24 protein-coding genes are annotated in these 25,153 nt (G+C 72.3%); 11 read left to right on the top strand and 13 right to left on the bottom strand.

Annotated elements, in window-relative coordinates; all coding sequences use genetic code 11:
- Nucleotides 1–18 precede the first annotated feature (18 nt).
- Nucleotides 19–1,005, bottom strand: coding sequence for a winged helix-turn-helix domain-containing protein (locus ABZV78_RS07660; RefSeq protein ID WP_355636312.1), 987 nt, complete (start codon nt 1,003–1,005; stop codon nt 19–21).
- A 147-nt stretch (nt 1,006–1,152) separates the two neighbouring features.
- On the opposite strand from ABZV78_RS07660, the gene ABZV78_RS07655 reads away from it, so the two are divergent.
- Entirely contained in the window at nt 1,153–1,668 is a 516-nt protein-coding gene (locus ABZV78_RS07655) for a hypothetical protein (RefSeq protein ID WP_355636310.1), read from the top strand.
- Between the two features lie 116 nt (nt 1,669–1,784).
- Here the strand turns inward: ABZV78_RS07655 and ABZV78_RS07650 are convergent, their stop codons facing one another.
- Nucleotides 1,785–2,996, bottom strand: a complete 1,212-nt coding sequence (locus ABZV78_RS07650; RefSeq protein WP_355636308.1) for a DUF4032 domain-containing protein — start codon at nt 2,994–2,996, stop codon at nt 1,785–1,787.
- 110 nt (nt 2,997–3,106) lie between these two features.
- Here ABZV78_RS07650 and ABZV78_RS07645 point away from each other — a divergent pair, with 110 nt between their 5' ends.
- Together ABZV78_RS07645 and ABZV78_RS07640 are read left to right on the top strand one after the other, a co-directional pair.
- Nucleotides 3,107–3,874 (top strand): phosphatase PAP2 family protein, encoded by a 768-nt coding sequence (locus tag ABZV78_RS07645; RefSeq protein ID WP_355636306.1) that lies wholly within the window; start codon nt 3,107–3,109, stop codon nt 3,872–3,874.
- A 10-nt stretch (nt 3,875–3,884) separates the two neighbouring features.
- Nucleotides 3,885–5,126, top strand: a complete 1,242-nt coding sequence (locus ABZV78_RS07640) for an APC family permease (protein ID WP_355636304.1) — start codon at nt 3,885–3,887, stop codon at nt 5,124–5,126.
- Between the two features lie 40 nt (nt 5,127–5,166).
- On the opposite strand, the gene ABZV78_RS07635 is transcribed toward ABZV78_RS07640, so the two are convergent.
- The 3 genes from ABZV78_RS07635 to ABZV78_RS07625 form a co-directional block, all read right to left on the bottom strand.
- Nucleotides 5,167–5,664 carry a hypothetical protein gene (locus tag ABZV78_RS07635; protein ID WP_355636302.1) on the bottom strand — a complete coding sequence of 166 codons (498 nt, stop codon included), beginning with the start codon at nt 5,662–5,664 and terminating at the stop codon, nt 5,167–5,169.
- 217 nt (nt 5,665–5,881) lie between these two features.
- Nucleotides 5,882–7,813 (bottom strand): hypothetical protein, encoded by a 1,932-nt coding sequence (locus tag ABZV78_RS07630; RefSeq protein ID WP_355636300.1) that lies wholly within the window; start codon nt 7,811–7,813, stop codon nt 5,882–5,884.
- 47 nt (nt 7,814–7,860) lie between these two features.
- Complete coding sequence (locus ABZV78_RS07625) at nt 7,861–9,639, bottom strand: NAD-binding protein (protein ID WP_355636298.1); 1,779 nt, start codon at nt 9,637–9,639, stop codon at nt 7,861–7,863.
- 87 nt (nt 9,640–9,726) lie between these two features.
- Here ABZV78_RS07625 and ABZV78_RS07620 point away from each other — a divergent pair, with 87 nt between their 5' ends.
- The 3 genes from ABZV78_RS07620 (at nt 9,727) to ABZV78_RS07610 (ending at nt 12,503) form a co-directional block, all read left to right on the top strand.
- A complete protein-coding gene (locus tag ABZV78_RS07620) occupies nt 9,727–10,218 on the top strand; it encodes an MSMEG_6728 family protein (protein ID WP_355636296.1) in 492 nt (163 codons plus the stop codon).
- Between the two features lie 38 nt (nt 10,219–10,256).
- Complete coding sequence (locus tag ABZV78_RS07615; protein ID WP_355636294.1) at nt 10,257–11,786, top strand: FAD-dependent oxidoreductase; 1,530 nt, start codon at nt 10,257–10,259, stop codon at nt 11,784–11,786.
- A gap of 276 nt (nt 11,787–12,062) precedes the next feature.
- A complete protein-coding gene (locus ABZV78_RS07610) occupies nt 12,063–12,503 on the top strand; it encodes an HNH endonuclease (RefSeq protein ID WP_355636292.1) in 441 nt (146 codons plus the stop codon).
- 73 nt (nt 12,504–12,576) lie between these two features.
- Here ABZV78_RS07610 and ABZV78_RS07605 read toward each other — a convergent pair whose 3' ends face one another.
- Nucleotides 12,577–13,197: a TetR/AcrR family transcriptional regulator C-terminal domain-containing protein gene (locus ABZV78_RS07605; RefSeq protein ID WP_355636290.1), complete on the bottom strand. Its 621-nt coding sequence runs from the start codon at nt 13,195–13,197 to the stop codon at nt 12,577–12,579.
- Nucleotides 13,198–13,267: 70 nt separating this feature from the next.
- Between ABZV78_RS07605 and ABZV78_RS07600 the strand changes: the two genes are divergently transcribed.
- A complete protein-coding gene (locus tag ABZV78_RS07600) occupies nt 13,268–13,837 on the top strand; it encodes a peroxiredoxin-like family protein (RefSeq protein WP_355636288.1) in 570 nt (189 codons plus the stop codon).
- Between the two features lie 4 nt (nt 13,838–13,841).
- Here ABZV78_RS07600 and ABZV78_RS07595 read toward each other — a convergent pair whose 3' ends face one another.
- Together ABZV78_RS07595 and ABZV78_RS07590 are read right to left on the bottom strand one after the other, a co-directional pair.
- Nucleotides 13,842–14,609, bottom strand: coding sequence for an enoyl-CoA hydratase/isomerase family protein (locus ABZV78_RS07595; protein WP_355636286.1), 768 nt, complete (start codon nt 14,607–14,609; stop codon nt 13,842–13,844).
- Nucleotides 14,610–14,711: 102 nt separating this feature from the next.
- Nucleotides 14,712–17,111 (bottom strand): M4 family metallopeptidase, encoded by a 2,400-nt coding sequence (locus tag ABZV78_RS07590; RefSeq protein WP_355636284.1) that lies wholly within the window; start codon nt 17,109–17,111, stop codon nt 14,712–14,714.
- Nucleotides 17,112–17,283: 172 nt separating this feature from the next.
- Here ABZV78_RS07590 and ABZV78_RS07585 point away from each other — a divergent pair, with 172 nt between their 5' ends.
- Nucleotides 17,284–17,745, top strand: coding sequence for a protealysin inhibitor emfourin (locus ABZV78_RS07585; RefSeq protein WP_355636282.1), 462 nt, complete (start codon nt 17,284–17,286; stop codon nt 17,743–17,745).
- Nucleotides 17,746–17,754: 9 nt separating this feature from the next.
- Here the strand turns inward: ABZV78_RS07585 and ABZV78_RS07580 are convergent, their stop codons facing one another.
- On the bottom strand, nt 17,755–18,639 hold the full coding sequence (locus ABZV78_RS07580; RefSeq protein WP_355636281.1) for a LysR family transcriptional regulator: 885 nt from the start codon (nt 18,637–18,639) through the stop codon (nt 17,755–17,757).
- Nucleotides 18,640–18,711: 72 nt separating this feature from the next.
- Here ABZV78_RS07580 and ABZV78_RS07575 point away from each other — a divergent pair, with 72 nt between their 5' ends.
- A complete protein-coding gene (locus tag ABZV78_RS07575; RefSeq protein WP_355636279.1) occupies nt 18,712–19,371 on the top strand; it encodes a type 1 glutamine amidotransferase domain-containing protein in 660 nt (219 codons plus the stop codon).
- 94 nt (nt 19,372–19,465) lie between these two features.
- Here the strand turns inward: ABZV78_RS07575 and ABZV78_RS07570 are convergent, their stop codons facing one another.
- The 4 genes from ABZV78_RS07570 to ABZV78_RS07555 all read right to left on the bottom strand — a co-directional run bounded on the left by ABZV78_RS07570 (nt 19,466) and on the right by ABZV78_RS07555 (nt 21,885).
- Complete coding sequence (locus ABZV78_RS07570; protein ID WP_355636277.1) at nt 19,466–20,077, bottom strand: histidine phosphatase family protein; 612 nt, start codon at nt 20,075–20,077, stop codon at nt 19,466–19,468.
- Nucleotides 20,078–20,144: 67 nt separating this feature from the next.
- Entirely contained in the window at nt 20,145–20,564 is a 420-nt protein-coding gene (locus ABZV78_RS07565; RefSeq protein ID WP_355636275.1) for a VOC family protein, read from the bottom strand.
- Between the two features lie 35 nt (nt 20,565–20,599).
- On the bottom strand, nt 20,600–21,022 hold the full coding sequence (locus ABZV78_RS07560) for an AraC family transcriptional regulator (protein ID WP_355636274.1): 423 nt from the start codon (nt 21,020–21,022) through the stop codon (nt 20,600–20,602).
- Nucleotides 21,019–21,885, bottom strand: coding sequence for a sigma-70 family RNA polymerase sigma factor (locus ABZV78_RS07555; protein WP_355636272.1), 867 nt, complete (start codon nt 21,883–21,885; stop codon nt 21,019–21,021). Before ABZV78_RS07555 ends, ABZV78_RS07560 begins: the two co-directional genes overlap by 4 nt.
- A gap of 145 nt (nt 21,886–22,030) precedes the next feature.
- Here ABZV78_RS07555 and ABZV78_RS07550 point away from each other — a divergent pair, with 145 nt between their 5' ends.
- Nucleotides 22,031–22,495: a carboxymuconolactone decarboxylase family protein gene (locus tag ABZV78_RS07550; protein WP_355636270.1), complete on the top strand. Its 465-nt coding sequence runs from the start codon at nt 22,031–22,033 to the stop codon at nt 22,493–22,495.
- A 400-nt stretch (nt 22,496–22,895) separates the two neighbouring features.
- A complete protein-coding gene (locus tag ABZV78_RS07545; RefSeq protein ID WP_355636269.1) occupies nt 22,896–25,055 on the top strand; it encodes a glycogen debranching N-terminal domain-containing protein in 2,160 nt (719 codons plus the stop codon).
- The last annotated feature ends 98 nt before the right edge of the window (nt 25,056–25,153 follow it).

The raw sequence follows: 25,153 nt of genomic DNA, 5'->3' as shown, positions 1-25,153 counted from the left end.
GCCCGGGCGGACCACCGGTCAGCCGCGGTTGAGCAGCGCCCGGCCCAGCGGGGTGAGCGTGTGGTGCACCGCGTTGCGGTCGCGGGCACTGGTGACCAGGCCCGAGGAGCGCAGCACGGTCAGGTGCCTGCTCGCCGACGGGACGCTGATGTCGAGCCGGTGGGCGACCTCCGACGTGGTCCCGCCCTCGGCGGCCAGCAGGAGGACGGCGGCCCGGGTACCGCCCAGCAGGGCCGCCAGGGAGCCGGCCGCGACCGCCGTCGACACCACCCGGGCGTGCGGATGGATGGCGTAGACCAGCACCGGCGGCAGCAGCGGATCGGCGAGCACCATCGGCTTGTCCTGCCGCTTGAAGTAGCACGGCACGAGCAGCAACCCCCGCCCGTCCAGGTGGAGGTCCCGCTCGGCGATGTAGCCGCTGATCGTCAGCGTGCGGCCGTCGAACCTGACGGTCGGGTGCAGGTCGTTGAGCAGCGCCGACAGGCCCTGGTTCAGCAGCCGCCGCGACCGCACCGCCCGGTCGGCGTCGAACGCGGAGTGGATCGCGTGCCACAGGGGCAGGATGGCGAGCCGGTGGTAGAGCTGGAGACCCGCCCCGAGCTGGCGCAGGGCGGTCACCTCGCCGGCCGCCAGATCCGCGACGGCCGGTGACCGCCGTCCCCCCGTCGACCGGAGCGTCGCCAGGTCGGCCGCGAGCCTGGCCCTGGGTGTGCGCAACAGGGCGTCCAGTCCCGGCTCGAACCCGCCGGTCGCCTCGATGGGGGTGAGGAAGTCCGGGAAGTAGCCCACCGGCGGATTGATCGACAGCGGCAACGCCACCTCGGCCCGGTGACCGTGCCGCTGGTGCAGCAACCCGAACGTGCGATGCCGCCAGCCGGCCAGCAGCGGATCCGGGCACCGGACCCGCAGCCAGTGCATGCTCAGCATGCTCTCCCACAGCGGGTCGGGCGCACGGGCGATCCGGGTGCGGGCCAGGTCGGCAGCGGTGAAGTGGATCCGAAGCATGACGGTCCCCGGGTCGGCTGGACGTGCGTCCAGTCTGACGATCGGCCCGCCGTCGCGGATCCGCCGACCGGATCACCGATCAGGGTGTTTTCCGTTGGGGGCAAAGACATTGCGGGCCACGACCGCCCGCCCGCAAGATCGACGGCTATGAAGACGTTCCTGCGTACCACAGTGGTCGGAGGCGTGTTCCTCGCCGTCCTGTCCCTGCTCGCGCCGACCGCCTACGCCGCGCTGCCCACGCTGAAGACGGGCGACTACCTTCAGCGGCGATTCCTGGAGAACCAGCCGCCGGGAACCGGCCGCCTCTGGGTGAAGAACTCCAGCGGTCAGATCCTCGGCTCGTACGAGCTGTGGGCCGAGGTCGGCACCCCGCGCACCATGCGCATGACCCAACTCTGCGTCCACGACGAGCTCGCCAACGGCCGCGGCGTCGTGCTCCGGCTGATGGTCAAGTACGGCAGCAACTCCAGCAAGGATCTCGGCTACTTCAAGGGCCGCGCCGACTGCTACTTCGGCGTCCAGGTCACCGCGCCCTCCGACATCTGGGCCCTCGACGTCGACCACGGCGAGGACTGGTCCGGCACCCCCTACCGGTACGCCGGACACTACGACCGCTTCGGCCTCTGGACACCCACCACCGACCTGTGGCCGTCGTTCGACTGAGCCGACCGGAACGGGGGGGGTGCAACGGTCGAAGCGATGGTCGACCACGTTGCGCCTGCGGTGATGGGTCACCTCGTCGAAGGACGGGGTGACCCACCCGCCGGCGGCCCGGACGGCTAGCCGGCGGTCGACACCTCGACGCCGAGCACCGCCTGCTCGTCCGGGCGGTGCACCAGCACGTCCGCCAGGTAGGACTGCACCGCCTGGCGCATCCCCACGTCCCGCCCGGCCCGCTCGGAGAGCAGCCACTTGTGCTCGATGATCTGGGCGAACAGCTCCTGCGGCTCCAGCTTGCGGCGCAGGTGCCCCGGCACGGCCCGGACCACCGGCTCGAACACCTCGGTCAACCAGCGGTGCGCGGCCTGCTGCTCGTCGGTCAGGTCGCTCTCCACCCGGTACGCGTCCAGGTCGTTGAGGAGCTTGCGGGCCTGGTTCTCCTCGGCGTCCAGGCCGGTGAGGCGGATCAGCCGCCGGGTGTGGTAGCCGGCGTCGACCACCTTGGGCCGCACCAGGTAGCGCCCGTTGTCGACCGTCGACATGGCCACCTCGGCGACGTCGAAGCCCAGTTCGTTGAGGCGGCGGATCCGGCCCTCGATGTCGTGCCGGGCCTCCCGCTCAATCTGCTGCTCGTAGGTGATCTCGTGCCAGAGCCGCTCGTAGCGCTGCACGACCTGCTCGCAGACCACCTCGGGGTCGATCGACTCGTGCAGGAGGCCGGCCGCCTGGAGGTCGAGGGCCTCGCCGAAGATGTTGACCCGGGCGATCTCCAGGTCCTCGCCGCGCTGGCCGTTGGAGAGCGACGGGCGCAGCGCGCCGGTCTCGGCGTCGACCAGGTAGGCGGCGAAGGCGCCCGCGTCCCGCCGGAACAGCGTGTTGGAGAGCGAGCAGTCGCCCCAGAAGAAGCCGGTCAGGTGCATCCGGACCAGCAGCACCGCCAGCGCGTCGAGCAGCCGGTTCATGGTCTCCGGCCGCAGCGTCCGGGAGAACAGCGCCCGGTAGGGCAGGGAGAACTGGAGGTGCCGGGTGATCAGCACCGGATCGAGCGGCTCGCCGTCGTCGGTCTGCCGGTCGGCCACGATCGCGATCGCCTCGACCGAGGGGAAGTCGATCCGCTCCAGCGCCCGGAGCAGGTCGTACTCCCGTTCGGCGACCCGCTCGCCGGTCTCCTTGACCGCGTAGACGTAGTCGCCGAGCCGGACGAAACGCACGATGTGCCGCGAGATGCCCTGCGGCAGCGCCACCAGGTGTTCGGCAGGCCACTCCTCCAGCGGGGTCGACCAGGGAAGGTCGAGCAGCGCCGGGTCGACGAGGGCCGAGGTGATCCGCACGGCCACAAGTGTGACCGCTCACCCGGCGGAACGCTTCCCTTCGTGGGCCGGCACACAGCCGCCGACGCCCGCGCCGGTCCCGCGCCGCGGGCGGCCGGTAGCGTGGTCGCGTGCGGGAGACCACAGGGGTACGCCGGACGCCTCGGCTCCGGCCCGTCCGGCCGGCCGGCTGGTGGTGGGACGGGCTGCTGCTCGCCGCCCTCGTGGCGCTCACCGTGGCGCTGGCCGAGGGGCACCTCTTCGGGCTCGACCGGGCCGTCGCCGACTGGTCCGCCGCACACCGCCCGACCGCCGCCCGGTGGGCCGCCATGGCGCTCAACCTGCTCGGCCAGGGCACCCCGCTGACCCTGCTCGCGGCCGGGCTCGGCGTGCTGCTGGCGGTCCGGCTCCGCTCGGTCCGCCCGGTGCTGCCGCCGGTGACCGCGTTCGTGCTCACCTACCTGACCATCGGGCCGTTGAAGGTGTGGACGGCACGGCCCGCGCCGAGCGCGAGCCTGAAGGAGCCGTTCCTGGCGCCCGAGCAGACCCTGCCGCTGTTCCAGCACGACCTGCCGGTGCGCTTCGCCCAGTCGTACCCGTCGGGGCACGTGGCCAACGCGATCGTCTGGTACGGCGTGCTCGCCCTGCTGCTGGCCCCGCTGCTGCGGACCTTCGGCCGGACCCTCCCGCCCCGGCTGGTCACCGCGGTCCGGGTGGTGCCGCCGCTGGTGGTCTTCAGCACCACCTGCTACCTCGGCTGGCACTGGCTGACCGACTCGGTCGCCGGGCTGCTGCTCGGCCTGCTGCTGGACCGGCTGCTGCACCGGGTGCCCTGGGACGACGTGCCGTTGCCGGGACGGTTGCGGAACTGGGACCGGCCGTTCACCTCGTACCCCTAGGGTCCGTGCGATGGAGCAACTGGCGCGCCGGCTGGGCGTACCCGACGCGGTCGTCATCGGGCTGGGGTCGATGCTCGGCGCAGGCGTCTTCGTGGTCTTCGCACCCGCCGCGGCGGCGGCCGGCGGCGCCGGCCTGCTGGTCGCGCTGGCCGTCGCCGGCTTCATCGCCTTCTGCAACGCGACCAGCTCGGCCCGGCTCGCGGCCCGCTACCCGGAGTCCGGCGGCACCTACGTCTACGGCCGGGAGCGGCTGCACCCGTTCGCCGGGTTCCTCGCCGGCTGGGGGTTCGTGATCGGCAAGACCGCGAGCTGCGCGGCCATGGCGCTGACCATCGGGGCCTACCTCTGGCCGGGGCGGGCGCGGCTCGTCGCGGTCCTCGCGGTGGTGGCGGTGACCGCCGTGAACCTGCGCGGTGTCGGCAAGACCGCGGCCGCCACCCGGGTGCTGGTCGGCGTGGTGCTCACCGTGCTCGCCGTGGTGGCGGTGACCGGCGCGCCGCACGTCGCGCCCGACCGGCTGGCCGGCTTCGCCGACACCGGGGTCCGGGGCGTGCTGACCGCCGCCGGCCTGCTCTTCTTCGCCTTCGCCGGCTACGCCCGGATCGCCACCCTCGGTGAGGAGGTCCGTGATCCGGAGCGCACGATTCCCCGCGCGGTGCCGCTGGCGCTCGGCGTGGTGCTGGCGATCTACCTGGTGCTGGCCGTGGTCGCGGTCGGGGTGCTGGGCGAGCCGCGGCTGGCCGGCTCGAGCGCGCCGCTGGCCGAGGTGGTGACCGCCGCCGGGCTGCCCGGCCTGGCCTGGCTGGTGCGGGCCGGGGCGACCGTGGCGGTGGCCGGGGTGCTGCTCTCCCTGCTGGCCGGGGTCGGCCGGACCACGCTGGCGATGGCCCGCCGCCGGGACCTGCCGGGCGCACTGGCCGCCGTGCACCCGCGCTACCGGGTGCCGCACCGCGCCGAGCTGGCCGTGGCCGCCGTGGTGATCGTCGTGGTGTCCCTGGCCGACGTCCGGGGCGCGATCGGCTTCTCCAGCTGCACGGTGCTGGTCTACTACGCGATCGCCAACGCCTCGGCGCTCACCCTGGGCCGGGATCCGGCCCGGAGGCTGCCGGTGCAACTGCTCGCCGCGCTGGGGCTGGTCGGCTGCCTGCTGCTCGCGGTCAACCTGCCGGTCGCCAGCGTGCTCGCCGGCTTCGGCGTGCTCGCCCTCGGCGCCGCCTGGTACGCCCTCCGCCAAAAGATCGCCGCCGCCTGAGCCATCGTCGAGGCCGAGGGCACGCTCGCCGGCCCTCAGCTCAATGTCCCGCCTCGGACTCGCCGACCAGCGCCTTCGGCGCTTGCAGCTTGCCGCCGATGACCTGCATGAGCGCATCGAAAGCCGCGCCGCAACGTGGCGCTGCCTGCCGCGCCTGCCCGGCGGTGGGCGCGTTGGAGATCTCCAACGCCGAACTGACGAACTCGTTCACGCTCTCCTCCAGGTCACCGTCGAGAAGGCGACTGACACCGAGCATCTGGGCGGCTCGCAGCCGGAGTTCCTCCCTCTGGACGGTTGTCCCGCCGGTCCAGGCGTCAGGTTTTGAGATGGCGAGGGTCACCGCGAATCCCATCAGACTGTTCGCCTGGTCCACGAATGCTTCCAGCCTCCTGATTGCGCGGGCCTTGTCCTCCTCCCGCCCCTTGATCTCCGCCTCGACCCGGGAGCGCTTGTCCTGGGCGTTGGCCGCCAGTCTGGCTCCCGTTACGGCTCCCCCGAACCCCACGGCCGCCCCGAGCAACGTCCCCAACAGCGCCATGACGTCCTTGGCGCCGACCGTGGAGGCGGATGTTACCGGCGACGGCACGATTATCTGGACGGGGACAGCGCCGGCCGGGGAGGCAACGCTCGGTGCAGGCGTGGGAGCGGGCGCCGGAGCGCCTGTCACAGCGGATGCGGAGCCGGCCAGGGCCAGAACGACATATCCACTTGCCACCCCCGCAGCCAGGCCGGTGAGGATCACCCTTCTGGCCGCCTCAGGCATTGCTTCGCCCGCGGGCCAGCCTGAGAAAATCCTCAAGATCGGAAAAGGCGCTCCGGGCACACCACAATTCGACGTCCAAATAGCCGCTGCCGGACCGGGACATGCGCGCCAGCGCGTCGCTGAGGCGCAGGACGAAGGCGGCGGGTGTTTTGAACGAAGCCGGTTTGACCCGTGCGTCGGTCAGGCACTGGGAGATCGCAGCCACAGCATCCACGTCATCGGGAAAACACGTGTGAACACAACCGTGAAGCTCCGCCAGCGTGTCAGCCATCCATGACTCCGTCTGCTCGAGGTGCAGTCTCGAGAGATGCAACGCGAGCCCTCGAAGGGTGAAGGTGATCTTCTCGCTGGTGAGCCGGTTCGCGCGATAGTTGTCCGAGAGGGCCGCAATCCGCAGCACTGCGGCCTCCAGCTCATCGCCGGCCAGACTGGCCGTGATCGCAAATTCATTGAGCGCCGTCCTGGAATTCTTGTTCCAGTCCTGCCACTTCTCCTTGTCGAGCAACTGGCCTGCGATCGGCGTCCAGACAGTTGTCACCGCCTTCGTCGCCTGCTTCTCCAGGCGCAGACACTCCGACAGCGACATGTGGTTCGCCAGCGTACTTCCTCGCAGTTCACGTGCGTGTCTCGCGAGAGCGATGCCGAGGCGCCGGGCCCTCGGGGCCAAACCTTCGGGCACCCTGGCCTTGTACAGTTCACGGCCGAGTCCGAAGACCTGACCGTACCCGTCTCGCAGCTTGGCACCCTCCGCCCCCTTCGCGATCACTGCGAGGAGGTGGCAGGCGGCGGATTCGACGGCGAAGCTACTGTTGGCGGACATGGCGACTTCGAAGATCGCTTCTGAAACCATCGGGTGTCGGGATCTCAGAGTGTCATCGCTGTAGTTGGCGACCGCCTCCTCGCCCAGCCTGTTCGCTACCTGAGTGCGGAAGTTGAGCTCGTCGACGTCACAAAAACCCGCGATGACCTCACTAGGGATCCCATCCGCTCCGGCCACGTCCGCGACGGCAAGAACAATCACCACGTCGGCGAGGGTCATGTCACCAGGTGTGTCGTCCCGGGACAGCGATTCCAACAGGGTCACCAAATGAGCCCGCAACTCCTCGGGCGTGTAGCGGATAGCGAGCAGTCCGCCGAGGAGCGCACCGTGCTGAGAGTCGGCGCTCCTGCTCGCATCGCTGAGCCACTTGGCCGCTTCACCGTCGCTCAAGCCTTGGATCGCGTCAGGGCAGCTCGATTCGAGGGTGCGCCAGCTTTGAACGATCTTCCTCGCGTCCGTTTCGGACACTCGCCCGAAGGGATGTTTCGTGCAAACAATGGGGCCCATGGTTTTCCAGGACTCGGCCGGATTCAGCTTGAAGCCCAGTTCCCGGGTCCGCCGGGTCCAGTCAGTGTCACGGGTCGCCAGAAGCAGCTGCAGCTCGCTTGACGAAGGAACACCACCGTCCGAGATCAGCTCGTGCAGCTGGTCGAGAATCAGATGCGCGTTGTCCGATGCAATGACTGTGCCAGGGCCGCAGGCGCGTGCAATGTCGACGACCTTCTGGTCAAGCACCGCATCACGGTGCTGGCGCCACAGGATTGTTCGGGAATCTTCGAGAGCGAGCACCGCAGCGGCCTGCCGAAGCGCCGTTGACTTCCCTTCGCCGGTCGGCCCCATGAGAAGTTCTATGCCGGCCTTCTTCTCCCTCATCCTCCTGCGGGTTCTATCCAGGAGCGACTGGGCAATCTGGATGCGCGGGAGCCGTGGGTTGACGACCGCCTCCCAGTACGGTTCGCCCCCATTGAAGAAGTTTGTAAGGTCTTCGTCGGGGCTCATAGCTGAGAAGAATGCCGGCTGCAGAACCACCCATCCGCTGGGCGCCTCCGGAACGTCAGACGATGCGAGGATGCGTTCGACGCTTAACTCTTCCCTGCCCGCCATGTACACAGTGTATTCGTGCTCCGTAAGGACCGACTTTCGCCGGTGGATCACTCCGGTTGCCTCTGCAGGGGCGCGCCGGCGGACTCCGGCGGCACGGGCGTGGTCTCCCGGAGCAGGGCGGTGAGCCCGGCCCGCCGGGCCACCACGGTCAGCCGGTCGCCCGCATGGATCACCATCCGGGGGTCGGTGGACCAGTCCGTCTTCTGCCCGGCGCGGGTGTAGGCCAGCAGGCGCACCTCGCCGGGGCGGGCCACCGCGGCGAGCGGCCGCCCGTCGAGCGGGGAGCCGGCCACCACCGGCACCTCGGTGACCAGCAGCGCGTGCCGGTCGACCGGGATGGTGGCGATGACCGCGCGGTCCAGCATGGCCGCCGCGAAGGCCGGGGCGGCAAGGTAGGACACGCTGCGCGAGATGCCGATGCCGAACGCCTGCTGGATCCGCTCGGCGAAGTCGCCGTCGAACAGGCGCAGCACCACCCGCAGGTCGGGGTCGAGCGAGCGGGCGTTGAGCGCGGCGCGGAGGTTGATCCCGTCGTCGGTGGAGACCACCACCAGCGCCTGGCTGGTGTCGACGGAGGCGGCCCGCAGGGTCTCCTCCTGGCCGGCGTCACCGACGATCAACGGCACGCCGAGCCGGTGCGCCAACGGTGCCCCGCGCGCGTCCGGGTTCTTGTCGATGGCCACCACCTCGACCCCGAAGTCGTGCAGCTGGGCCATCACCCGGGTGCCGATGTTGCCCAGCCCGACCACCACCACGTGCCCGGACCGGTCGGGCTGGATCCGGCCGGCGTGCAGGGCGAGCCGGGCGTTGACGATGCCGTCGACCACGGCGGCCGTGATCAGCGGGATCAGCGCCAGCCCGGCCAGGTTGAGCACCACCTGCATGATCTGGGCAGCAACCGGCTTGCCGAGATCCGGATCCTCCCCGCTCAGCGTGGTGACCAGGGTGAGGTAGAGCGCGTCGGACCAGTTGACCCCGGCGGCCCGGGCGTTGAGCCAGCCGAGCACGGCGATCACCGCGAGCAGCACCAGCACGGCCACGCCGATCTTGCGGGTGGCGAAGCTGCGGACCGCGCGGAGCAGCACCGCCACCGGCTGCCGGCGCCGGCGGGCCCGGACCAGCCGGCGGGCGGCCAGCTCGGTGCCGGGCGGCCGTCCGGTCGCCTCGGCCAGCACCACGTCGGCGGAGGCCTCGTCGGCCGGCAGCACCCGGACCAGCTCCGGGTCGGTGGTGACGGCCAGCCCGCTGACCACGTCCTGTGGTTGCACGTCGCCGCGGCGGGCCACGTAGAGGGTGCGGCCGGCGTGCCGGAAGTGGGTGGGGGCCAGCTCGCCGAGGGCGGCGGCCACGAAGGCGGGGGCGGAGATCGAGGCGTCGGAAAGCACCGCCGAGTCGGGGAAGAGCTGCCGCACGCCGTTGGCCAGGCTGGTGTTGAACATGCGGACCACCAGGCGCAGCCGGGGCTCGACCTCCTGGGCGCAGAGCGCGGCGTGCATGTTGCCCACGTCGTCCTGGTGCAGCAGGGCCAGCCCGTCCGCCCCGGACAGCCCGGCCCGACGGAACGTGGCCTCGTCGAGCCGATCCGCCCGGACGACCTGGACGCCTGGAATGTCCCGCCCGTCCGGCCCCTCCGAGCGGCGGCGCTCGGGCACGACCAGGGTCACCCGGACCCGGCCGGCGGGCGGGTCGGTGGCGAGCAGCGCCCGGACCACCCAGTAGGCCAGCGGGTCCGAGCCGCAGACCACGTAGTGCGGGCGGACGTCGCCGTTCATCTTCAGCCGCCATCCGGTCGCCCGGCGCGCGCGATCGCGGAGGGGCTCGGCCATGCCCGGATCGTAGTCAGTCGCTCGCGGTGCGCGCAGCCCCCTCGATCATGAACGCATGGTGCCGGCCAGTACGGGTAGAGCACCCGCATGCAGACGTTCCTGCCGTATCCGGACTTCCTGGGCAGCGCCCGGACGCTGGACCAGAAGCGGCTGGGCAAGCAGCGGGTGGAGACCATCCAGGTGCTGCGCGGGCTGACCCGGCCGGACTACGGCTGGCGCAACCACCCGGCAGTGAAGATGTGGGCCGGCTACGAGGAGGCGCTGACCCGGTACGGCCTGGACATGTGCGCGGTGTGGTGCGAGCCGGGGCGGGCCGACACCTGCGCGGCCACCATGGCCACCGACCTCGCCTCGGCCTGCGGCATCACCCTCATCCGCAGCCAGGCGGAGCTGGCCGAGGCCGGCGAGCTGCCGCCCTGGCTGGGCCGGGAGGACCTGCACCGCAGCCACCGGTCGTCGCTCCTGCGCAAGGACCCGGCGCACTACGGCCCGCAGTTCGACGGCGTCCCGCCCGACCTGGAGTACGTCTGGCCGGCGTCGGACCGGCCGCGCCGCTGCCTGCTGCCGCCGGAGGCGTGAGCCGGCACACTGGAGGCTCCCGTCGGGCGGAGGTGCGCGTGGCACTGTCGCGAGTGGTCGGCCGGCTCCTCGGCGTACGCCAGCACCTCGTGGACCCCGGCGGCGGTGGTGCCCCGCGCGTGCCGCGGCCGGTGCGGGCGGTGGTGGTCGGCGGGGGCATCGCGGGCATGTCGGCGGCCGTGGTGCTGGTCGAACGCGGCGTCGAGGTGACCGTGCTGGAGGCGGCGCCGCACCTGGGCGGCCGGCTCGGGGCCTGGCCGGAGGAACTGCCGGACGGCGTGCAGCGCAACGAGCACGGCTTCCACGCCTTCTTCCGGCAGTACTGGAACTGGCGGAACATCCTGCGCCGGGCCGACCCGACCCTGGCCTTCCTCAAGCCGGTCCCCGCCTATCCGATCCTCTCCGCCGAGTGGCCGGCCGAGGAGTTCGGCAGGCTGCCGCCCGCGCCACCGGCCAACCTGCTCGCGCTGCTGCTGCGCAGCCCCAGCCTGAGCCTGGCCGACCTACGGGCGATGGACCGGGACGCGGCGCTGCCGCTGCTCACCTACGACCCGGTGCGCACCTACGCGGAGTTCGACACCCGGACCGCCGACGAGCTGCTCACCTCGCTGCGGCTGCCGGACCGGGCCCGGGCCATGCTCTTCGAGGTCTTCTCGCACTCGTTCTTCAATCACGAGGCTGAGATGTCGGCCGCCGAGATGATCGCCCAGTTCCACTTCTATCTGCTCGGCAACCCGGAGGGACTGGCCTTCGACTGCCCGGACCGCGACTACGCCACGGCGATCTGGGAGCCGCTCACCCGGCACGTCGAGCGACACGGCGCCCGGCTGCGCACCGGCACGGCCGCCACCCGGCTGGACCGGACGCCGGACGGCTGGCGGGTGACCACTGCCGCCGGCGACGCCCACGAGGCCGGGCACGTGGTGCTCGCCGTGGACCCGCCCGCGCTCGCCGCGCTGGTCGCCGCCTCCCCCGGCCTGCTCGCGGCGGCGCCCGAGTTGGTGGCGCGGATGCCCGCGTTCGGCCGGCCCGGCCCCCCGTACGCGGTGGCGCGCTACTGGATGACCGGCGACGTGCACCCGGACCGCGCGGTGTTCAGCGGGGTGTCCCGGCAGCCCACCCTGGACTCGGTGACCCTCTACCACCGGCTGGAGGACGAGCCACGGCGCTGGGCGCAGCGGACCGGCGGCGCGGTGGTCGAGCTGCACGCGTACGCCTGCGAGCCGGACGTGCCGGCCGAGGAGCTGGCCGAGCGGATGCGGGTGGAGCTGGCCGCGCTCTGGCCCGAGGCGGCCGCCCTACGGGTGCGCGAGCTGCGCGCCCGGGTCGAGGCGCAGGCCCCCGCGTTCACCCCGGGCAGCCACGCGGGGCGGCCCGGGGTGCGCACCGACGCGGCCGGCCTCTACCTGGCCGGCGACGGCATCCGCACCGCGTTCCCGAGCGCGCTGATGGAACGGTCGGCGGCGACCGGGATCCTGGCCGCCAACCACATCCTGCGGGCGGAGGGGGCGGCGGCCGAGCCGGTCCGCTCGGTCCGCCCGCGCGGCCTGCTGGCCGCCCGGCGCTGAGCCGAGGGCGGCAACGGAATCGAAATGCGTTGCCCGCCTTTCCGGCATGGATCTACCGTGAGCGCGCAAGGTCAACCACCGCTCCGGGAGCCGTCGATGTCGCTGCGACACGCCACCACGATGCCGTCGTGGCTGCCTAGCGACGGTTGCCGAGCCGAAGGTCCCCGCGCCGGGTGGCCCGACTGACGCGTCTGCGCGTCCACGTCGTCGCCGCCCGGTCCTGTGGACCGGGCGGCTTTTTGCTGCCGTACCCACCGATCGTGAAGGGAGAGCCCGGTGGACGCCGTCCTCGTCATCAACGCCGACCTCGGCCCGCTGCACCGGGTCACCGTCCAGCACGCGATCCGGATGCTCTGCCGGCGGGTCGCCGAGATACACGAGGCCGAGCCGGACCAGGTCATCGGGATCTTCCCGATGCCACGGGTGGTCCGCCTCGTCCGGTACGTGGTGACCCGCTGGCGGTTCAGCGCCGGCCCGGCCTGGTCCCGGGGCGGGGTGCTGCGCCGCGACAGCCGGCGGTGCGCCTACTGCGACGGCCCGGCCAGCACGATCGACCACATCCTGCCCCGCTCGCGCGGTGGCCGGAACACCTGGGGGAACACCACCGCCGCCTGCTACGAGTGCAACCAGCGCAAGGGCGACCGGACCCCGGCCGAGGCGGGCATGCCGCTGCGGCGGGAGCCGGTGACGCCGGGCTGGGCGTCGCTGGCGCGGTGACCGACGGCCGGCGGGCACAGGGGGTCGCGTCGGAGGCACGCCTCCGGCGCGGCGCCCGCCGGTCCCGGGATCCTCAGTCGAGCTGCCGGGCGAGCCCGTCGAGCAGGAGGGCCAGCCCGCCGCCGAACTCCTCGTCGGGTCCGACGCCGCGTGCGTCCCGCGCGGTCTCGGCCATGTGTGGGAACGCATCCCGGGGCAGCTGCGCCATCGCGGCGGTGCCCGCCCCGGCCAGCGGGCCGAGATGTTCGAGCTGGATCGCGCCGATCAGATAGCTGAGCAGGGCGCGGAGCGCGACCACCCGCCGGGTGCCGGCGAAGCCGGCCTCGGTCAGCACGACGAGCACGGCCTCCGCCCAGCGCAGCACGCCCGGCGAGCGGTGCCGGTGGGCGGGCAGCAGGGGCACCACGGCCGGGTGCGCACCGACCGCGGCCCGGACCCGGTCGACCAGCACCCGGACCCGGTGCTGCCAGGGGCCACCGGCCGGCGGGGTCACGTCCACCCCGGCGAGGACCCGCTCCACCACCAGCCCTTCCAGCTCCTCGCGGTCGGCCACGTACCGGTAGAGGCCCATGGTGCTGGTGCCGAGCTGGGCGCCGACCGCGCGCATGGTGAGGCCGGCGAGGCCGCCCCGGTCGAGCACGGCGAGCGCCGCGTCGGCGAGCTGGTCGGGGGTGAGGGAACGGGGGCGCGGCATGGCCTTGACAGCGTACAAGATACGCCTACGGTTGTAGGAGTACGCCGTACGCCTACAACCGGGAGCACGCATGTACGCCACGGGCACCGTCGTCACCCGCCGTCAACTGACCACCGTCACCGGCCCCGAGGTCGCCGTGCCGGATCCCGAGCGGCTGGTCCACCTCCAGTTCCGCCGCTTCGCCGGCTGCCCGGTCTGCAACCTGCACCTGCGCTCGATCGTCCGGCGGCACGCCGAGATCGAGGCCGCCGGGGTGCGCGAGGTGGTGCTCTTCCACTCCCCCGCCGACGAGCTGCGCGAGCACGTCGCCGCCCTGCCGTTCGCCGTGGTCGCCGACCCGGACCGCCGGCTCTACCGGGAGTTCGGCGTCGAGTCCGCGAAACGGTCGCTGCTCGACCCGCGCGCCTGGTGGCCGATCCTGCGCGCCGTCGCCCGCAGTGGCTGGGGTTACCTGCGGGGCCGGGAGCGGCCGCCGTCGGCCACGCCGCACGGCGGGCGCCTCGGGCTGCCGGCCGACTTCCTGCTCGCCCCCGACGGGCGCGTGCTCGCCGCGAAGCACGGCGAACACGTCTACGACCAGTGGTCGGTGGACGAACTCCTCGCGCTGGCCAACCGCCCGGAGCACCGGGTCACGGCGTGAGGCGTCAGCCGGCGGCCGGCGGGGTCCAGCCGAAGCGCGGCGGCCGGCGTTCGGTGACCGCCGCGATCCCCTCGCGGGCCTCGCCGCTCTCCCGCACCTGCCCGTGCCACCAGGCGACCCGGTCGGCGTCGGCCCGCCCGTCGACGATCTCCTTGGCCGCCGCCACGGTGAGCCGGGAGCGCTCGGCGATGGTGGCGGACAGCGCCGCCACCCGGGCCGCGAGCGCGTCAACCGGCAGCACCTCGTCGACCAGCCCGATCCGCAGCGCCCGCTCGGCGTCGACCAGCTCGCTGGAGAAGAGCAGGTGCTTGGCGGCGGACGGCCCGACCAGCCGGGCCAGCCGCCGGGTGGTCGGCGCGGGATAGACCAGCCCGAGCCGCGCCGGGGGCACACCGAACCGGGCGTCCGCCGCGGCGAGGCGCAGGTCGCAGGCGACGGCGAGTTGGCAGCCGCCGCCGACGCAGGCGCCCTCGATCGCGGCCACCGTCGGCCGGCCGAACGCGGCCAGCCGCTCCTCGGCGGCCACCGCGATGCTGCCGTCCCCGGCCTCCAGCAGCTCGTCCAGGTCGCCCAGATCGGCGCCGGCGCAGAAGGTGCCGCCGGCCCCGGTGAGCACGAGCACGCGCACCGCCGGGTCCGCCTCCAGGCCGTCGAGCAGCACCGGGAGTTGCCGCCACATGGCCGGCGTCATGGCGTTGCGGCGCGCCGGGTTCCGGATCACCACGGTCGCCACCGGCCCGCTCACCGTGACGGTCAACTCCGCGTCCGACATCTCTCCCCCTCGCGCCGCCGGTCCTCCCGGCGACCGTAACGGGCGGGGCCCGGTGACCACCCGTGTGGGGTGGCCGCCGGGCCCCGGGGTCGGGCGGTCAGGTCAGGAGACGTTGACCGCGGTGTCGTCGACCACGAAGGAGGTCTGGAGCGAGATGTCCTCGGTGCCGGTGAACTTCAGGGTGACGGTCTGGCCGGCGTACGAGGCCAGGGAGAAGGACTTCTGGCTGTAGCCGGTGGCCTTGTTCAGGTTCGAGTAGGTCGCCAGGGTCGCCAGGACGCTGCCGGAGGAGTTGAGCACCTGCACGGTCAGCTTGTCGTACTGGATGCTGCTGGTCGTCTCGGCCGAGTCGATGTGCAGCCAGAAGGTGAAGTTGTACGAGGTGCAGCCGCTCGGCAGGCTCACCGACTGGGAGAGCGTGTCGGTGTGGGTGCTGCCGTAGCCGTCCAGCCAGGCGTTCCAGGTGCCGGTACGCGGCGGCTGGCCGCTGGAGGCGTACTGGCCGATCACGCCGGAGGTGGACGACCAGACCGTGTTGCCCGACTCGAAGCCCGGGTTGCCGAGCTTCTGGCCGGCGCCGGTGCAGCCGCCGCCGGTGCCGTTCACGGTCAGCGTGTAGGTCGCCGAGTGGCTCACCGAGCCGGCGCCCGTGACGGTGACCGAGTAGGTGCCGGACGGGGTGCTCGCCGTGGTGGCGATGGTGAGCGTGGACGAGCCGCCCGAGGTCACCGAGGACGGGCTGAACGACGCGGTGGCGCCGCTCGGCAGGCCGCTCGCGGAGAACGTCACGGTCTGCGCGGTCCCGCTGGTGGTGGCGGTGGCGACGGTGGTGGAGACCGAACCGCCCGCGGTCACCGAGCCGGAGGTCGGGGAGAGCGAGACGGAGAAGTCGTTGCCGGTGGAACCGCAGGGCGCGTCGTTGCCGGCCACGTTCACCGCGGTCCACGCCGCCTGGACGGTCTTGTACTCGGTGGAGCAGTTGCCGTACAGGTCGGTCGCCGCCCGGAGGGTGTAGGCCCGGGCGGTGTTCGACGGGGTGGTGGTGTTGACGTACGAGGTGTTCGAGGTGAAGTACACGTCGAGCGCCCGATACCAGATCTTCTCCGCCTTGGCCCGGCCGATGCCGGTCACCGCCGGCGCCGAGCCGCAGACCGGCGACGTGCCGTACGCGGTGGAGCCGGTGCCCTCGGCCAGGTTGAAGTAGAAGTGGTTGGCCACGCCGGAGGAGTAGTGCACGTCCTTGTTCTTGGTGCTGGTCGACCAGCAGGAGTCGGACGAGCCGTCCAGCGACGGGTTGTACATGTAGCGCAGCGGCGTACCGTTGCCGTTGATGTTGATCTTCTCGCCGACCTGGTAGTCGCCCGGGTCGCTCGGCGCGGCGGCGTAGAACTCCACCATGTTGCCGAAGATGTCGCTGGTGGCCTCGTTGAGGCCGCCGGGCTCACCGGAGTAGACCAGGCCGGACAGCGCCTCGGTGACGCCGTGGCTCATCTCGTGCCCGGCGACGTCGAGCGAGACCAGCGGGCGGGAGTTGCCCGAGCCGTCGCCGTAGGTCATCTGGGAGCCGTCCCAGAAGGCGTTGACGTAGTTGCTGCCGTAGTGCACCCGGCTCGGCACGCCGGCGCCATTGCCGAAGATGCCGTTGCGGGCGTGCACGTTCTTGAAGTAGTCGAAGGTCTTCGCGGCGCCGAAGTGGGCGTCGACGCCGGCGGACTGCCGGTTCGAGTTGGTGCCGTTGCCCCAGTTGTTGTCGGGGTCGGTGAAGGTGGTGCAGGTGCCGCCGGTGGTGTTGTTCATGTCGCAGGTACGGCCGTTGCCGTGCGACGGGTCCACCATCTGGTAGGTGCTGCCGGAGAGCGTCGTGTCGATGCTGACCGTGCCGGTGTAGATGCCCTGGCCGCTGCCGACCACCGTCTCGATCTCGTCGTAGGAGCCGATCACCGCGCCGGTGGTGGCGTCCGTGACGACGTGCAGCCTGGACGGCGTCTGCTTGTCCGCCTGCCAGCCGCTGGCGACGGTCTCCCAGGCCAGCCGGCCCCGGCCGGAACTGGCGTCGACGAAGAGTTCCGGGGTGCCCACCGAGGTGAGCGAGCCGGAGAACGCCTTGCGCGCACTGGCCCTGGCCGCCGCCGAGCCGACCTTGGCGGTGGTGCTCAGGGTGAGCGGCGCGGCCAGGCCGACCGAGGTCCCGGCCAGCGTGCCGTTCGGGGCGGTGTGGACGACGAAGTCACCGCCGTAGACGCGCAGGCCGTGGTAGGTCCGGGTGTAGCGGGTGTGGGTGGCCCCGGAGGAGTCCACCTTGGTGCGGACGGCCTGGTAGGCCTCTCCGCCGGCGCCCTGGACGGCACCGGGGTTGGCGCGGAGCAGGCTGTCCGCCCGGGTTGCGGCGGCGGACTCGGGGGACGGGGCGCTCGGGGTTGCCGCGTGCGCCGTGGTGGTGACGCAGGCCAGCACGCCGCTGGTGAGCAGCGCTGCGCTGACGGCGGCGAGGGATCTTTTCACGGGCCCTCCTGAAGGGGGGAAGTTGTGACGGGGGTAGTCACTGATGTAGATATAGCGATACATCGAAGAACGTGAAAGGGTGCGAGCGCTTTCCTGCCGGAGACACTGACCGTTCGGACGATGCGACGGAGCGTGTCGGAACCGGGTGGCTGCACCGTGCGTCCGATCGGGCATGAGAGCCACCCCCGTCGCGGCGACCCTCCTCGCCGCGCTCCTCACCCCGCTCGCCGGCTGCGCCCAGACCGGCGGCGGGCCCGCGTCCGACGGCCCGGCTCCGGCCACCGCCACGCCGGCCGTGCCGGTGGTGCTGACGAAGTCCGGCGGCATCGCCGGGCTCCAGGACACCGTGACCGTGCAGCCCGACGGCCGGTGGACCCGCGTCGACCGGGCCGGCGCCTCCCGCACCGGCCAACTCAGCGACGCGGACCTCGACCGGTTGCGGCAACTCGCCGCCGACTCGCGGCTGGCGGCCGAGGCGACCGCCACGGTCCCGGCGACCATGTGCGCGGACGCGTTCAGCTACCGGCTCACCGTCGGCCCGACCACCACCGGCTACGTGGACTGCCCGCCCCAGGCGACCCCGCCGCCCGCCACCGCCGCCGTGGTCGACCTGCTCACCCGCGCCACCGGCTGACCCCGGCCCTCACCAGCCGGCCGCCGCCGCCAGCAACGTCCGCCGCACCGCCTGGACCTCGCGCCGGCCGGTCACCCCGGGCCGGGCGGCCAGGAAGAGCGTGTTGAGCGGGGGCACCGGCGGCGCGAGCAGCGCCCGCAGCGCGCCGGACGCCAGCTCACCCCGGCAGAGGTACGTCGGCAGCACGCTCACCCCGGCACCCGCCACCACGGCCGCCCGGACCGCCCGCAGGTCCGCCACGACCAGGCTGGGTGTCCGGGTGAGCCGGGTGTCGAAGACGGTCCGCCAGTACCGGCGCAGGATCGGGGCCTCCTCGCCGTACGCCACCAGCGGCACGTCGCGCAGCGCCGCGGCGGTGACCGGGTCGGGCAGCCGCCCGGCCCAGGCCGGGGCGGCCACCAGCACGAACTCCTCGTCGTAGAGCGGCTCCACGGCCACTCCCCGGCGGCGCGGGCGCACGCTGCTCACGGCCAGGTCGAGCCGCCCGGCCACCAGGTCGTCCACCAGCCGCTCCGGCAGCCCGGCCGAGACCCGCAGCTCCAGGCCGTCGGCGACCGGGCCGGCCAGCGCCGGCAGCACCCGCTCGGCGAGGAACTCGGCCGGCCCGCCGAGGAACACCGTCCGGGGGTACGCCGTGGTCGGATCCTCGGCCAGCACGGCGGCGAGCCGGTCCAGCGGGTCGGCGACCCGGCGCGCCAACTCGTTGCCGGCCGCGGTCGGGGTGACGCCCCGGGGCAGCCGCTCGAAGAGCGGCCGGCCGACCGCCTCCTCCAGCGCGCGCAGCTGGGCGGTCACCGTGGGCTGGGCCAGCCCGAGCAGCTCCGCGGCCCCGGTGATCGATCCCGACCGGTGCACGGCGAGGAAGCTGCGGAGCAGGTCCAGGGACACCTTCACATCAGCAAACCTATCGCCGGTGCCAGCTTCGCCTATTGGTCAGCTATGGATCCACGCGCCAGCATGGTCGGCATGACTCGTGCACTCATCGCGCTGACCAGTCACTCCGAGCTGGGCCGGACCGGCCGCCGGACCGGCTTCTACGTGGGCGAGGCGGCGGAGCCGTGGGAGGTCTTCCGGGCCGCCGGCTACCAGGTCGACCTCGTCTCGGTGGCCGGCGGGCAGCCGCCGCTCGACGGCCGGGACGAGAACGACCCGACCCAGAACGACTTCCTCGCCAGCGCCGGAGTGGCGGACACCCCGAAGGCCGCCGACGTCGACCCGACCGGGTACGACGTGGTCCTCTTCGCCGGCGGCCACGGCACCATGTGGGACTTCCCCGACGACCCGGACCTGGCCCGGATCGCCCGCTCCATCTACGAGCGCAGCGGGGTGGTGGCCGCCGTCTGCCACGGCCCGTCGGCGCTGGTGAACCTGACGCTCTCCGACGGCTCGCACCTGGTCGCCGGCAAGCGGGTGGCCGGCTTCACCAACGACGAGGAGGCGGCCGTCGGCCTCACCGGGGAGGTCCCCTTCCTGCTCGCCGACAAGCTGACCGAGGCCGGCGCCCACCACGTCCCGGCCCCCAACTTCACCGAGCAGGTCGTGGTCGACGGCCGCCTGGCCACCGGCCAGAACCCCCAGTCCGCCCGCCCCCTGGCCGAAGCCGTGGTCAAGCTGCTCTCCGCCTGACCCCGCCCGCCCCCGCCTCGTCGATCATGAGGTTGGCGGTGCGGAATGTCCGCTTCGACCCCGCCAACCTCATGATCGATGGCGTGGTACCGGGTCAGATCCGGTAGGCCGGGGGGAGGCCGGTGGCGCGGAGGTCGGGAGGGAGGTGGGCGACGTCGTTCAGCGCGATCAGCGTCGGAGGGACATCGGAGCTGTAGCGGATCACGGTCAGCCCGCAATTCAGGTGAACGGGCCCGATCCAGCGGCGCTCCGGGGCCTCCAGCGCGTGCCGGACCAGCCAGGCGACCAGGAAGTTGTGGGTGATGACCAGCTCGCGTACGTCGCCCTCGGCGGGTGCGGTCGCGAAGCGGGCCACCGCCTCCGCCGTCACGCGCGGCCCGTCGAGCCGTTCCCGCTCGGTGAACCCGGCGAGAAAGGCCGCATACCGCTCGGGCAGGCCGGCCGGGTCGGTGTCGTGCGGCAGGTGGTCCCCGGCACGGTCGTCCTCGTGCACCGGCACACCCGGCAGCGCGGCGCAGACCAGCTTCGCGGTCTCCGCGGCCCGTCGCGCCGGTCCATGGTGCACGGCGGCGAACGGCGTGCCGCGCAGCCGCTCGGCCAGCAGGGTCGCCTGCCGGCGCCCCCGCTCGGACAAGCCGGTGTCCGCGCCCTCCTCCGGTCGGTCCTGCTCGGCATGCCGCACCAGGTAGAGCAGTCGGCTGGGCACTCGGGTCACCTCCACGGTCGGGAGAGGCGAGACTAGCCGCCGCCTCCCGACCGCGGGGTCCCGCCGGTCAGCCGCGGGCGTGCATCTGGCCGATGCGGATCCGGTTGCCGAACGGGTCGCGGATCCCGAAGTCGATTCCGTACGGCCGCTCGGTCGGCTCGTCGGTGATGTCCACGCCCTTGGCCACCAGGTTCTCGTAGGTCTTGTGCGCGTCGTCGGTGGTGAGGCAGAGCCAGCCGCTCATCGCACCCTTGGTCAGCAGTTCCCGGACCCGCTCGGCGGTGGCCGGGTCGAGGGCCGGCGGGCCGGGCTTCTCCAGCAGGATCTCGTGCTCCGGGTCGCCCGGCACGTTGACCGTGAGCCACCGCATGAAGCCGAGGTCCTGGTCGGTGTTCACCTCGAGGCCGAGCTTGCCGACGTAGAAGTCGAGCGCCTCGTCCTGGTCGAGCACATAGATCTGGGAGCGGGAAATCGAGGTCATCGTCATGACTGAAACGCTAGAGCAGCCTGCTGACCTGGCGCTTATCCAAAAGTGACGGGTTCGCCGGCCGACGCGCTCGGTCGCATCCACGCCTTGGTGAAACAGCTCGGCACGCCCGCCGCGGGCGCCTTGCGCCGCCGGTAGGCCGACGGCGACTCACCGACGATGTCGCGGAACGTCCGGCTGAACGTGCCGAGGCTGCCGAAGCCGACAAGGTGGCAGATCTCGGTGACCGGCTGGTCGGTCTCCACCAGCAGGTACATGGCCCGCTCGACCCGGCGCCGTTGCAGGTAGCGGTGCGGGGTCTCGCCGAAGGTGGCCCGGAAGGTGCGGATGAAATGCGCCGCCGAGACGTGTGCGATCCGGGCCAGCGCCGGCACGTCGAGCGGCTCCGCGTACGCCCGGTCCATGGCGTCCCGGGCGCGCAGCATCGCCCGGTTCGACTCCTCGACGGCCCGGCTCACCCCACCACCAGGTCGAGTTCGCGGAGCTGGTCGGGGTCGGCCACCACCTCGATGCCGATGATCCGGTCGGTGACCGTGAAGCTGAGCGCCAGGCGGTTCCGGCCGTCCACGACGACCACCGCACCGGGCAGCCCGTCCACGAACGCGGGGACGGCGCCCTGGGCCCGGCCGTTGAAGAAGTCGGCCACCACGGACGAGCCGCGCGACTCCGCGGTCCCGCCCATCCGCACCGCGGCGGCGTCGGCGCGCAGCACCACGTACGGGTCGAGGAGGCTGACCAGGTCGTCGAAGCGGCCCTCCCGGGACGCGGTGAGGAACGCCTCGACCACCCGGCGCTGGCGGGCGGGGTCGGTGACCGGATCGGCCGACCGGGTCTGCACCCGGCGGCGGGCCCGGGTGGCGATCTGCCGCACCGCCGGGGTGGTGCGATCCACCACCGGCGCGATCTCCTCGAAGGAGACGGCGAACATGTCGTGCAGCACGAACACCAGCCGCTCGGTGGGACCGAGGGTGGTCAGCACCACCTCCAGCGCCTGGCCGACCGACTCGGCGAGCAGGGCCTCCTGCTCCGGGTCCCGCCCGCCGGCCGCCTCGCCCGCCGGCCCGTCCCCCGCCTCGTCGGTGGCCTCCTCGTGCCGCATGCTGGCGGAGCGCAGCCGGTCCAGGCAGACCCGGCCGACCGTGGTGGTCAGCCACCCGGGCAGGTTGTCGATGGCGCCGGCGTCGGCGCGGCTCAGCCGGAGCCAGGTGTCCTGCACGGCGTCGTCGGCCTCGGCGGCGGAGCCGAGCATCCGGTGGGCCACCGCGCGCAGGCGGGGGCGCTGCTCCTCGAAGCTGCGGACCAACAGGTCGGTGTCGCTCACGGCCTCGCCATCCCCCACGGCCTTCCGGGTGACCGCCGTCACATGTGTCACGCCGCCGGCCCGGCTCTCGACAACACGGTGACGGACGACGACAGCGGCCGCGCGGCGAACGCCGGCCAGCGTAACAGGACAGGACGGATTGAAAATGTCTCTCGAGGCTCGCATCCAGAACCCGGCCGCTCTCCTCCCCGACGCCGTGAAGGCGGTCAACCTCCTCTACAAGTCCGCGTACTCAGCCGGCGTGCCGGGCACCATCCTGGAGCTGGTCCACCTGCGGGCCAGCCAGATCAACGGGTGCAGCGCCTGCGTCGACTCCGGGGCGCGCGGCGCACGGAAGAACGGCGAGACCGAGGAGCGGCTCTTCGCGGTGGCCGCCTGGCGCGAGACGCCCTACTTCACCGACGCGGAGCGGGCCGCGCTCGCCCTGGCCGAGCACGCGACCCGGCTCGCCGACCGGAGCGACGCGGTGCCGGACGAGGTGTGGGACGAGGCCGCCAAGCACTTCGGGGAGAAGGAACTGGCGGCGCTGGTGCTCTGGATCGCCACCACCAACTTCTTCAACCGGATCAACGCCACCACCCGGCAGCCGGCGCCGCAGAACTGGGGCTGACCGACGACCGGCCCGGGGCGGGGGTGTGCACCCCCGCCCCCGGCGCTCCCAGGCGGACGGGACGCGCGCGTCCGAGCGGATCGGTGCGGCGGTGCTCGTGCTGCCCAAGCGCGGGCTGGTGACGGGCGATCCCGCGCCGCTGCGAGCCCTGCTCGAAAGCCACTGCCACCCGCGCGCATAGATTCACGGCCCAGCGCCGTTCAGGAACGGCCGCGGCACCGGCGACGGGTTCGTAGTCCCGGCAACTCTCGCTTACAGGCTCTGTGCGCCTGGTCCGCGGTTGTTCCTCCACGTGCGTCTCCTCGAACACCCGTCGGAACCGCCGGAATCGGCTCGATGGGCCAGCACGTCTCGTACCGTGAAGATTGGTGGGCTCCGAAATGCCCTGGGGGAGGGTGCCGTGGACAGCACGTCGAAGCGGGCGACGCCCGCGGATCCGTTGCCCGGGATCACGGTCGACGTACGGACGGCCGGCCAGGAAGTGGCCACGCTCCCACCGGGGCTCGGCCCAGACGCGATCGGTGTGCTCGACGGCCGGACGTTCATGTACTCCGATGCGTCGGGCGACGTCCCGCCGGGTTCGATCGGCGGCCTGCTGGTCGAGGACACCCGGCATCTCAACCGGTGGCTGCTCACGATCAACGGCCAGCGGTTGATCGCACTGGGCTCGGCGGTGACCGACTACTACTCCGCCGACTTCTTTCTGACCAACCCCGGCCACCCGAAGCTTCCCGCTAACGCGATAGACGTACGGCGGCGGCGTGTCGTCGGTCGGAACGGGCTGCACGAACGGATCGACATCACGTCGTTCGCCGCCAGGCCGGCCCGGGTCGAGCTGCGACTGCAGGTCGGGACCGACTTCGCCGACCTGCTGGAGATCAGGGGCAGTGGCGTACGCGACCGGTCCGCGAAGATCACCCGCGAGCACGCGGCGGATGGATCCCGACTCCAGTTCTGCTACGCCAATGAAGGGTTCAACGCGGACACGGTCGTGCACGCCCGCCCGCCCGCAACGCGGGTTGACGGTGACGACCTCGTCTGGGATCTCGACCTGCAGCGCGGTGAACAGCAGCGGGTCGACCTGCACGTGCCACTGGCGCTCGGGCCGATGGATCTGCCGTCCGTGCACGTCCGCTTCGATGAGGGCGAGCCGCGCGATGACCCGACGAGCCGGTGGCTCGCCGAGCGGCCCAATATCGAAACGGACTCCCAGCTGCTCGCCCGGATGCTGTACAGGGCGTCGGACGACCTCCTCGCCTTGCGGGCGAGGGCCAGGATCGGTGGCGAGGAGGTGCTGCTGCCGAGCGCCGGAGTGCCGTGGTTTCTCACCCTCTTCGGCCGGGACGCGCTGATCATGGCGTATCAGACCATCGTCCTGAATCCCTTCCTGGCCCGCGGCACCCTGACCGCGCTGGCCCGGTTCCAGGGCACCACATGCAACGACTTCACCGACGAGGAACCGGGCAAGATCCTCCACGAGGTCCGCGGCGGGGAACTGACCCGACTGGGCGAAAAGCCGTACGGCCCGTACTACGGCACCGCCGACGCCACCCAGCTGTGGCTCATCCTGCTGTCGGAATACTGGCGGTGGACCGGCGACGACGAGTTCGTCCGTTCCCTGCGGGACAACGCCCTCGCCGCGCTGAACTGGATCGACCGGTACGGCGACCGCGACGGCGACGGGTACGTCGAGTACGGCACCCGCTCGCCGGAAGGGCTCGGCAACCAGTGCTGGCGCGACTCCTGGGACGGGATCCAGTTCGCCGACGCGGAGCTGCCGGTCCTGCCGATCGCGACCTGCGAGATCCAGGGCTACACGTACGACGCGAAGCTGCGGATGGCTGAGCTGGCCGACGGCCCGCTCGCCGACCCCGGGCTCGCAGCCCGGCTGCGGGCGGAGGCCCAGCAGCTGCTCGAGCGATTCAACCGCGACTTCTGGATCGAGGAGCGCGGCGGCTACTACGCCGTCGGCCTCGACGGCGACAAACGCCCGATCGACTCGATGACCTCGAGCATGGGCCACCTGCTCTGGAGCGGCATCGTGCCGGAGGACCGCGCACCGATCGTGGCCCGGCAACTCATGTCCGAGTCCATGTTCTCCGGCTGGGGCATCCGCACCCTGTCCACAGATGACAGCGGCTACAACCCGATCGGCTACCACACCGGCACGGTGTGGCCGCACGAAACCTCGCTGATCGCCGCCGGGCTCACCCGGTACGGCTTCCGCGCGGAGGTGAACCAGCTGGCGCTCGCGATGCTCGACGCCGCCGCGGCCTTCGACTTCCGACTGCCCGAGACGTTCGCAGGCCATTCACGTACCCACGGCAGGTTCCCGGTGCCGTACCCGACTCCGTGCAGCCCGCAGGCGTGGGCGACCGGCGCGCCGATGTTGATGATGCGGGCGATGCTCGCCGGCGAGGCGCGCAACGGTGAACTCGTCGTAGATCCTCACCTGCCCGACGAGATCGGCCGGGTACTGATCACCCGGCTGCACGCCTTCGGCAAGCGCTGGAACATCGAAGCCATCGGCACCATCGGCCACGTACGGCTGACGACCTGACCCGCCGACGACGCCGGCACCCGTGACCGCTGATCGCCCTGCCGTCCGGAGGGACAGGCGGCGTGGCCACCGACTGGTACCGTCCGGGCACCATCCAT

This window comes from Micromonospora sp. NPDC004540, assembly GCF_040610095.1.
In the GTDB taxonomy this organism is placed as follows: domain Bacteria; phylum Actinomycetota; class Actinomycetes; order Mycobacteriales; family Micromonosporaceae; genus Micromonospora.
The sequence above is the reverse complement of the archived record's forward strand: the minus strand, read 5'-3'. Positions and strand labels throughout refer to the sequence as shown.